This is a genomic window from Streptomyces sp. MnatMP-M17 (assembly GCF_900091995.1).
Lineage (GTDB): Bacteria > Actinomycetota > Actinomycetes > Streptomycetales > Streptomycetaceae > Streptomyces.
Window position 1 is genome coordinate 1 of the sequence record NZ_FMDK01000336.1, and the last position, 8857, is coordinate 8857.

Consider the following 8857-nt stretch of genomic DNA (forward strand, 5'->3'; position numbering starts at 1 on the left):
CTGCCCGCCCGGCTCGGCGGCTGGCGCAATGTCGGCGCGGGCACGCAGAGCAAGACGTACGGCGAGCACGAGATCCGCTACCGGACCGGTCGGCACGGCTTTGCCGTCGAGGGCGACGAGGTACGGGTCGTCGCCGCTGGACCTCACCGCGTCAGCCTCGAAATCGAAGACGTCGTACGGCACTTCGAGGTCACCGCGTACGGCGGCGAGGTCCATGTGGACACCGCGGCCGGCTCGTACCGCCTGACCGCCCGGCCGCTCTTCGCCGATCCCAGCCGGCACACCGAGCCCGGCTCGCTGCTCGCGCCCATGCCGGGCACCGTCGTACGGATCGCGGACGGCGTCGCCGAAGGCGCCCAAGTCACCGCCGGGCAGCCGCTGATCTGGCTGGAGGCGATGAAGATGGAACACCGGATCACCGCACCCGCCTCCGGCACGCTCACCGCGCTCCATGCCGCGCCCGGCCGCCAGGTCGAGGTAGGCGCCCTGCTCGCAGTGGTCACCGACACAGCACAGGCCGCACGTACCGAATGGACCGCACAGGAGGATCCATCATGACCGGCAGCTTCCTGATCGAGACCGAGGAGCGGAGCGCGCTGCGCGCCGCCGTCGCCGCCCTGGGCCGTCGCCACGGCCGTGGCTACGACCGCGAGAGCCTCTGGCGCGAGGCCGGAAAGCTCGGTTATCTCGGAGTCAATCTGCCGGAGGAGTACGGCGGCGGAGGCGGCGGGATCGCCGAACTCTCGCTCGTACTGGAGGAGTTGGGCAGCGCCGGCTGTCCGCTGCTGCTGATGATCGTCTCGCCCGCCATCTGCGGCACGGTGATCGCCCGCTTCGGTACGGACGAACAGAAGCGGCACTGGCTGCCCGGCCTCTCCGACGGCTCCCTCACCATGGCCTTCGGTATCACCGAGCCCGAGGCGGGATCCAACTCCCACCGGCTCACCACCACTGCCCGCAAGGACGGCGACGACTGGGTGCTGAACGGGCGCAAGGTCTTCATCTCCGGTGTCGACATCGCCGACGCCACCCTGATCGTCGGCCGCACCGAGGACGCGCGCACCGGCCGGCTCAAGCCCTGCCTCTTCATCGTGCCCCGGGACGCGGAAGGCTTCCACCGCTCGCCGATCGACATGGAGCTCACCGCCGTGGAGAAGCAGTTCGAGCTGGTCATCGACAACGTACGGCTGCCCGCCGACGCACTGGTCGGCGACGAGGACGCCGGACTTCTCCAACTCTTCGCCGGACTCAACCCGGAACGCATCATGACCGCCGCCTTCGCCCTCGGCATGGGCCGCTACGCCGTGGACCGGGCCGTCGAGTACGCCAAGACACGCCAGGTCTGGAAGGAACCGATAGGCGCCCACCAGGCCATCGCACATCCGCTCGCCCAGGCCCACATCGAACTCGAACTAGCCGCCCTGATGATGCGGAAGGCCGCACACCTCTACGACGCGGGCGACGACACCGCCGCGGGCGAGGCCGCCAACATGGCCAAATACGCCGCCGCCGAAGCCTGCGTACATGCCGTGGACCAGGCCGTGCACACCCTGGGCGGCAACGGCCTCACCCACGAATACGGCCTGGCGTCCCTGATCACCGCCGCCCGGGTGGCCCGAATCGCACCGGTCAGCCGCGAGATGATCCTGAACTACGTGTCGCACCAGTCCCTGGGCCTCCCCAAGTCGTACTGAACCCGGCAACTGACCCGTCACCTGAATCCGCCGATCGACTGGTCGGCGGATCCCCGCAGACCGAGGCGACCGTGCCGCGAACCGTGGACGTGGGTCTGCCCGTGCCACTTCTGACCCCTGCCCCCGATGGCTGCCCGCGCTGGGTGGTCGTCGGGGGCTTTCTGCGTTCCTGGGACTCCAGTCAGCGAAGGTCGACGCGAAGCCCTATGTCGAGTACCAGCGCATTGCGCTGGCTGAGTCGCTGCCCTTTGAGGAGTATGTGAAGGGCCTTGACGTTTAACCCGGAGGAGCTAGGTCAGTCAAAGGCCGATCTGGCCGAGACGCTCAAAGGGCTCCGCAAGCAGGCCGGGATCACTCAGACCCGGCTTGCTCGGCGCTGTCAGGCGTCGTGAGACGCTGCCTTCGTGATCGCCAAGCTGCAGTGTGTGGTGTTGGACTGCGCCGATGTCGTTGAGCTGTCCCGGTTCTACCAGTCGCTTCTCGGCGGCGTAGTGAACCAGCCGGATCCGCGGTGGTCGCTCGGCGACGGCTGGGCGACGCTCCACACCGACGGTGGGTTCGTGCTGGCCTTCCAGCGCGTGGAAGACCATCAGCCGCCGCGGTGGCCGGACTCCGCTCACCCCCAGCAGTTCCACCTTGACCTGGGCGTCAAGGACCTGGATCGAGCCCAGGAAGACGTCCTCAATCAGGGCGCCACACTGCTTGACGAGGGTGGCGGAAAGCGGAGTTGGCGCATCTTTGCGGATCCGGCAGGACACCCGTTCTGTCTCGTGCGGGACTGACGGGGACGCCGAAGGGGTGCGGCCACCGATGATCATCGTGAGTTGTGTGGACTGACGATGAGACGGTGGCCGCAGGCCGCAGCGTAGATCCCGCCCGATGGCGTGAGGCGTTCGAGGTGGCCATGAGCCGGATCGCGGGCCGGTTCGCCCGGTACGAACCCCGCCTGCGGGCCGGGCGGTTGGTGCTGTGCCTGCTGTCGGACCTGCCGCGCAAAAACTGCTGGACGATCGCGGAGTGGTCCGGGAGGCCGGCCCGCACGGCATGCGGCATCTGCTGTGCCGGGACTCCTGAAATGCCGACGCCGTCCGCGATGCCCTTTGACCTGGGATCGAACAAGGCGCCGCGGTTGCAGACTGAACCGCTCCGCACCGTGCTGAGCGTGATCCCTGCGGCGGCTCGCACCTCGCGGGAAGCGGATGGGCGGTGGTGGGGCTGCTGCCCCTCGCTCGTCATCCGGATGCTCTCGATGCCGTTTATGGGCGCCGCAGGCCACGCAGTCAAGATGAAGTTGTCCGTCATCGTCGTACGCTGGACTGAGAAAGGACGGTGGCGCATGTCGGATGAACTGGCCAACAACGTAAGGAAGTACCGGCGCGCTGCGGGGTGGAGCCAAGAGGAACTCGCGCACCGTGCTGGGCTCTCAGTCGGACCTGTCCGCAGGATCGAGCAAGGGCATGACGGGATGCGTATGGAAACCCTGCACGGCATCGCCCGCGCCTTGAACGTGAGGACGTCTACGCTGATGGCCTCCGGTGCTCCCGAACCCGTCGCGCACGACAATCCCAACGGAATGCATTTGCGTGATCTCCGCATCGCGCTGACGCCGGCTGTCGGACTCGGTTCGGTGAGTGTTCCTCTCGGAGACGAGCCGGATGTGCCAAGGCTGCGGCGTATGACGCACGACAACTCCGTCCTCTACTACGAGGACAGTTACCGGAGCATTGCGGCAGACCTTCCCGCTCTCATCCTTGCCGCGAACGACGCGGTCGCTTACTACGACTCGGGCGAGGAGCGCACGAAGGCTCTCGTGGCCCGCTCTCAGGCTCTGCAACTGGCAGGCCGGTACCTGACACAGATCAGGCAGTACGACCTCGCTCACGGGGCCGTCAGGGAGGCCATTGCGGACGCCAAAGCGGCGGGTAACCAGCTTGTCGCGGCTTCCGGGGTCGGTGGCATGTGCTGGTTGCTCATGCGGACCGAGCGCTTCGACGAGGCGGAGGACACCGCCGTAACGACGATGGATCTGGTCGAACCGAAGATCAGCGGGGCAACGCCGGACGAGTACGCGACGTGGGGCGGCCTGGCGATGGAGGCAGCCGCCGCCGCGGCCCGGAACAACCGCCCCAAGGAGGCCAAGGCGCTGCGCAGGGCGGCCGGAACTGCCGCGAAGGCGGTGGGCTCCACGCACCGGAATCTGTTGCGCCACTGGTCGATGTTCGGGCCCGTCACCGCTTCCATGAAGGAGTTGGAGGACTTCATGGTTGCCGGGGATGCGCGGGCAGTGGTCCGCAAGTCCGGCGAGGAAGAGAACCTTCAGGAGAAGACCTGGAAGAGACTGGGCGGCCCCAGCACCAACGACGGGAACCGCTACCGACTCGACCTTGCTCGGGCCCAAGTCCGCACAGGCGACCCCACCGCCGCCATGGAGGAGCTGTCCCGCCTCGACAAGATCGCCCCTGAGTGGTTCCGCCACCAGTCGTCGGCCGCAATCACCTTCGAAGAGGTGACGCGGAAGCGCCGTACTCTCACCACAGAGATGCGGGAAGTCGGCACTCACCTGGGCGTTTTCGCGTAACTGCACTGTGTCGATGCACTTCTGACGATCCATCATCGCAAGTACATCGCTTGTGTCTGGCTGGCTACGGTCCGGCTCCCTAGTTTGAGGGACATGGCGAGCAACCAGCAGACCAGACCCCAGCCCGGTCGCTTCGGCCGAGACAGCAAGACCGACGCGGACCTTCTGCACGCGCTCTTCGCGGCCGGCGGGTACTGGGGGCTGACCCCGGACTGGGTTCCCCGGGGAGGCTACGCGACGCCGTGCCGCAACGTCCTTCGGCGCCTTGAGACGGCACTGCTGATCGACTCCGCGCCCAGGCCCGGTGAGGAGTGGTGAGCGCCGAGCTCCTTCCCGAAGGCGGAGATCCTCCGCTCGTGTCGGCTGTCAAATTCCCGGCGTGCCGCTGCCCGTTGGGGGAGAACTGCCCCGAACGAGCCGAGCCCTCGGCGGACCGCTCACCCGGCTCCCGCGCCACATGCGGTCCGTCCGGTCCCGCGCGACGGGGAGCATCTGGGCGACATGGTCACGGAGTTCCGTGGCCAGGCTGTCCAATTCCTCGTGTGTGCCCGCTCTGTAGCCGACCGCCCGGGCCTTGTCGATGGTGGTCTGTACGGCGCTGATGGTGCTCGTCTGTCTGCCCATGGCTGCCTCCGTGCGCACTCGTACCTCGCGCGCGGCCCGGCGCGAGGCGCCCGGAATGCCGCTGTGCCCGACGGTAGGGAGAAGCGGTCCGACGAGTCAGCAAAGTTGCATCGAATTACACGCGACTTGGCGCAACACCGAGCGGCCATGGAGGCCCTCTTGACGACTTCACCCGGAGGTATGACCGTGATGAAAAACCCTGTAACTTGACTGACCACGGAGGCTCACCGACATGCAGATTCAGTTCGTCGGCATCGACCCCCGACACGGATGAGGACGGATGCCCAACGGTACGGGTGGACACAGGCACATCAGATCTGCTGATCCAGGGCTACACGGCCGACGACGAATCGACCGTCGAGTGCCACGCCCTGTCCCCGGCCAAGGCGCCGATCCCGCCCACCGAAACGGTCATCAGGATTCCCAAGCGCATGGTGCCAATCATCAGGAAGGCATGCGATGAGCTCGACGGAGTTCAGTGAGCTGATTGCCCGCGCCAAGCAGTCGGCCGTCCATCTGGAGATGCGGGACAGCTACTTCACCAACCCTCGCTTCGAGGCGTGGCGGCAGGGCCACCGTGTCGACTGGGCCGACCGAGCGTCGTGGTGGCGTCCCTTCCACCAGCAGATCGCCGACGCCGTGGCCCGAGGAGTGTCCGTCCGCCGCGCCCGTGTCGTCTCGGAGCCGGTGACCGAGTACATCCGCTGGGAGCACTACGTCACCCACGCCAACGTGGCGGCCGGCGAGCAGGTGCGCTGGCTGTCACGTCGGCTCGCCACGGACCTCGTGCTGCCCGCGAACGACTTCTGGATCTTCGATGATCAGTTGATGCGGGTCCATCACTTCTCCGGCAATGGGGACTGGCTGGACAAGGAGCTGCACGACGACCCCCAGGTAGTCGAGGCTTGCTCCGCCGCGTTCGAGAAGATCTGGGAACGGGCCATCCCGCACGACGAATACGAGATCAGGTAGCCCACCCCGCCCATGCCCCTCTCACCATCGTCCAGCGCGCATCAGGCACGGGCAGCTCTCGCGGAACGTCTGCGGGAGTTGCGCCTGGACGCGGGGATCACAGGCAAGGAGCTGGCAGCACGCTGCGGCTGGTCCGTCGCCAAGTCGTCCCGGATCGAGAACGCCCGCACGCCACCGTCCGACGCGGACATCCGCGCTTGGTGCACGGCGTGCGGCGCGGACGGCCAGGCGGCGGACCTGGTCGCCGCCAACCGGCAAGCCGACTCCATGTATGTCCAGTGGAAGAGACTCCAGCGCACCGGCATGAAGCGCCTACAGGAAGTGTCCACACCACTGTACGAGCGCACGCGGCTCTTCCGCGTGTACGCCTCCAACGTCGTGCCCGGATTCCTCCAGACACCCGGCTACGCGACAGCCCTCATGGGCAGCATCGCCGGTTTCCGTGGCACTCCCGACGACGTGAGTGAAGCGGTCGAGGCCCGCATACGACGCTCGCGCGTCGTCTACGAAGGAGACCACCGCTTCGCGACGCTCATCGAAGAGCATGTCCTCCACCACCGCATCGGCGATGCGGAAGTGATGGCCGGCCAGTTGGGTAACCTCCTTGCATCCATGGCGCTGCCGTCCATGGTGCTGGGAATCATCCCCGTCGGCGTGCCGCGGGAACAGGTCATATGGCCCCTTGAGCAGTTCACCGTGTTCGATGACGCACGGGTCCACGTGGAACTGCTTGCTGCGAAGGTGACCGTTACTGCGCCCAGCGAGCTGGACATTTACCTCCGCGCGTTCACCAGGCTCACGGAGCTTGCTGTGCACGGTGCCGAAGCGCGCGCTCTCATCGTCAAGGCCATCGACGCCCTGTCCTGACCCCGGGTACGACGAAGAGCCCCGCCGCTCGGAACGGCGTCACCTGGTCGCCGGCCTCATCAAGTTATGAGGCGCGCCACGTCGCAGCCGTGTGACGCCCGGGCCCGTAAATCTGGGCCAGTGCCTCATCGGCTTTTTCCGGGCTGCCGGCACGCAGGAGGGCCCGGAAGCCCTCCCAGTCGGGAACGCGGCCGTCCTGTCCCCACTGATCGTTCGGGATGGTGTAGACGTGCACCCACGGCCCGTGCGCCGGCAGCGGACCAGAACCGAACACCGATCGCACGGCTTCGGCGGACTTGATCAGCATGGCACGGGTGTCTTCGGGCGTGGGGAGAAGTTTCTGAGGCGCGATCACGTCGAGTTGAACTCGGGAGTTGGGATCCGCACCGGCGACATTGGCCGGTGCGTACCAGTTCTCGGGCTCAAACTCGTAGAACTGCACCCAAGAGGTCTCCTTGTGAGTCTGGTTGTTGACCAGGTCCTCGACGTCAGCCACGGCTTGAATGAGTTTTGCGCCGAGCTCCTCCTTCTGCGTGGCACTCAGATGGCCCTTCATTGCGTGCACGCGAACGAAAACCATGTGTGTGGGTCCTTCCCAGTCGCTGGTCGACGGCCAACCCTGAGCCGGAAAGGCGGCCGGTCTCAACAGGCACGCTGGCCCGTGGCCATCCATCACCTGAGCGGGCGAGGCGGTGTCGGTTCAAGCAGGCGCGTCGACCGGCCGCGCGACGTCGCATGTGCGGGCCAAAAGGGCGAACTTACAGGTCCTGCCGGGCCAGGTCGAGGAGCCGTCCGCCCGTGACCCCGGGTACGACGAAGAGCCCCGCCGCTCCGAAGGGAAGGAACGGCGGGGCTCAGCGCTGGGGCGCGCGGATCACGCGCCGAGGGTACGGGTGAACTCGCCCGCCTTGACGCCCGCTACGAACGAGGCGAACGCGCCGGCGGGGATGTCCAGGACCGGGCCGCTCGGGTTCTTGGAGTCACGGACGGGAACCACGCCGCGCGTGGCGACGAGGTTAGCGGCGACCTCAAGGCAGGCGCCGCCGTTCTCGCTGTAGGAGGACTTGAACCAACGGGGGGACTCGGTCGTCACGGGATGCCCTTTCGTAACTGCTCAATCATGGCCACAGACGCCGCTTGGGAGAGTGCTTCGGCCTGCAACTGATGGTAGGCGGTCAACAGGGGGACTACGGAAGTGCGTTCCCGTTCGAGCCTGCCACGCTGCGCGGACTCCGCATAGGAAAGGAGGGAGCGGTTCTCCATTGTCAGGACGTACAGCGGCAAGCTGAGTGGGCGACGATCGCCCATATCGAACGGGGCGACCTGGAGCACAGTGTTCGGCAGCGCGGCGAACTCGACCAGCCGCGCCAACTGTCCGTCCATGGTGGCGGGACTGCCGACCGGTCTTCTGAGGCAGCTCTCGTCCAGCACTGCGAACACCAGTGGTGACGGGGTCCGTTCAAGGGCTGCTTGGCGTTGCGCTACGAGCGCGATTCGTTCGTCTGCCTGCTCGGGCGTGATCGCACCCCGTTCGACCACGCGCGCGGTGAGTGCCGACGCGTACTCCGGTGTCTGGAGTATCCCCGGCATGACACCGACCTCATAGAGCCTGATCTCCGCCGCGCGCGCCTCATGCGTCACGTACTCCGGGAAGCCCTCCAACAGTGCCGTATACCGAAGGGCGCGGCTCTGGCGTTCGAGTCTGTCGCCGGTACCGAACACCCTGTCGGCACCCGCCGCAAATCGGGGAGTTGGAGATCGGCGACCAGTTTCGACGGCCGAAATATGCGTGCCGGAGCACCCCATACGCTCTGCCAACTCATCCTGTGTCCAACCGCGCTCATCCCGCAAACTGCGGAGACGCTGCCCAAAGGCTGCGGATGGTGACCTATCGGGGTCCAGCTCTTTCCGGTTCAACGGCTACCACCTGGCTCCTCGTGCAATTACCGCAGGTTGAAGACAGCCTGACTCTAGACCACTCTGAGTGCTCCCGGTAGCCGTATCGCTACGGAGAGGAACGAGCCTTGCCCTGCAAGCGCACTCCTCGCAAGTCCCGTAGCGGCGCAGCCGAGTTGGCCGAGAGTGAAAAGGGCAGATGGAGGGCGTGTGACATGTACGGGAA

Annotated in this window: 12 protein-coding genes and 1 pseudogene; 9 read left to right on the forward strand and 4 right to left on the reverse strand. The window is 66.6% G+C overall.

All coding sequences use genetic code 11. From position 1 onward, the window contains the following. The 6 genes and pseudogenes from GA0115259_RS15610 to GA0115259_RS15630 all read left to right on the forward strand — a co-directional run. Nucleotides 1-558, forward strand: a 558-nt coding sequence (locus GA0115259_RS15610; RefSeq protein ID WP_176732560.1) for an acyl-CoA carboxylase biotin carboxyl carrier protein subunit, incomplete at its 5' end; no start/stop codon positions are given. After that, nucleotides 555-1694, forward strand: coding sequence for an acyl-CoA dehydrogenase family protein (locus tag GA0115259_RS15615; RefSeq protein WP_093596718.1), 1140 nt, complete (start codon nucleotides 555-557; stop codon nucleotides 1692-1694). The genes GA0115259_RS15610 and GA0115259_RS15615, both read left to right, overlap by 4 nt. A 404-nt stretch (nucleotides 1695-2098) precedes the next feature. Then, nucleotides 2099-2476 (forward strand): VOC family protein, encoded by a 378-nt coding sequence (locus GA0115259_RS15620; protein ID WP_093596721.1) that lies wholly within the window; start codon nucleotides 2099-2101, stop codon nucleotides 2474-2476. 122 nt (nucleotides 2477-2598) lie between these two features. Beyond that, nucleotides 2599-2759 (forward strand): annotated as a pseudogene (locus tag GA0115259_RS41180) (IS701 family transposase); the annotation flags it as partial. Nucleotides 2760-3030: 271 nt separating this feature from the next. Further along, on the forward strand, nucleotides 3031-4272 hold the full coding sequence (locus GA0115259_RS15625; protein ID WP_093596744.1) for a helix-turn-helix domain-containing protein: 1242 nt from the start codon (nucleotides 3031-3033) through the stop codon (nucleotides 4270-4272). A gap of 93 nt (nucleotides 4273-4365) precedes the next feature. Beyond that, nucleotides 4366-4590, forward strand: coding sequence for a hypothetical protein (locus tag GA0115259_RS15630; protein ID WP_093596724.1), 225 nt, complete (start codon nucleotides 4366-4368; stop codon nucleotides 4588-4590). A 48-nt stretch (nucleotides 4591-4638) separates the two neighbouring features. Here the strand turns inward: GA0115259_RS15630 and GA0115259_RS15635 are convergent, their stop codons facing one another. Beyond that, nucleotides 4639-4896: a DUF6415 family natural product biosynthesis protein gene (locus GA0115259_RS15635; protein WP_093596727.1), complete on the reverse strand. Its 258-nt coding sequence runs from the start codon at nucleotides 4894-4896 to the stop codon at nucleotides 4639-4641. Nucleotides 4897-5192: 296 nt separating this feature from the next. Between GA0115259_RS15635 and GA0115259_RS15640 the strand changes: the two genes are divergently transcribed. The 3 genes from GA0115259_RS15640 to GA0115259_RS15650 are packed head-to-tail and all read left to right on the forward strand — an operon-like array spanning nucleotide 5193 to nucleotide 6735. Further along, complete coding sequence (locus GA0115259_RS15640) at nucleotides 5193-5378, forward strand: hypothetical protein (RefSeq protein ID WP_345941017.1); 186 nt, start codon at nucleotides 5193-5195, stop codon at nucleotides 5376-5378. Then, complete coding sequence (locus GA0115259_RS15645) at nucleotides 5356-5868, forward strand: DUF6879 family protein (protein WP_093596730.1); 513 nt, start codon at nucleotides 5356-5358, stop codon at nucleotides 5866-5868. Before GA0115259_RS15640 ends, GA0115259_RS15645 begins: the two co-directional genes overlap by 23 nt. Nucleotides 5869-5880: 12 nt before the next feature. Then, nucleotides 5881-6735 carry a helix-turn-helix domain-containing protein gene (locus tag GA0115259_RS15650; protein WP_093596733.1) on the forward strand — a complete coding sequence of 285 codons (855 nt, stop codon included), beginning with the start codon at nucleotides 5881-5883 and terminating at the stop codon, nucleotides 6733-6735. A 64-nt stretch (nucleotides 6736-6799) separates the two neighbouring features. Here GA0115259_RS15650 and GA0115259_RS15655 read toward each other — a convergent pair whose 3' ends face one another. From GA0115259_RS15655 to GA0115259_RS15665, 3 genes are all read right to left on the reverse strand, one after another. Further along, complete coding sequence (locus tag GA0115259_RS15655) at nucleotides 6800-7315, reverse strand: tautomerase family protein (protein ID WP_141716580.1); 516 nt, start codon at nucleotides 7313-7315, stop codon at nucleotides 6800-6802. Nucleotides 7316-7609: 294 nt separating this feature from the next. Next, complete coding sequence (locus GA0115259_RS15660) at nucleotides 7610-7828, reverse strand: DUF397 domain-containing protein (RefSeq protein WP_093596738.1); 219 nt, start codon at nucleotides 7826-7828, stop codon at nucleotides 7610-7612. Continuing rightward, on the reverse strand, nucleotides 7825-8652 hold the full coding sequence (locus GA0115259_RS15665; protein WP_093596741.1) for a helix-turn-helix domain-containing protein: 828 nt from the start codon (nucleotides 8650-8652) through the stop codon (nucleotides 7825-7827). The genes GA0115259_RS15660 and GA0115259_RS15665 overlap by 4 nt, the downstream gene beginning before the upstream one ends. Between the last annotated feature and the right edge of the window lie 205 nt (nucleotides 8653-8857).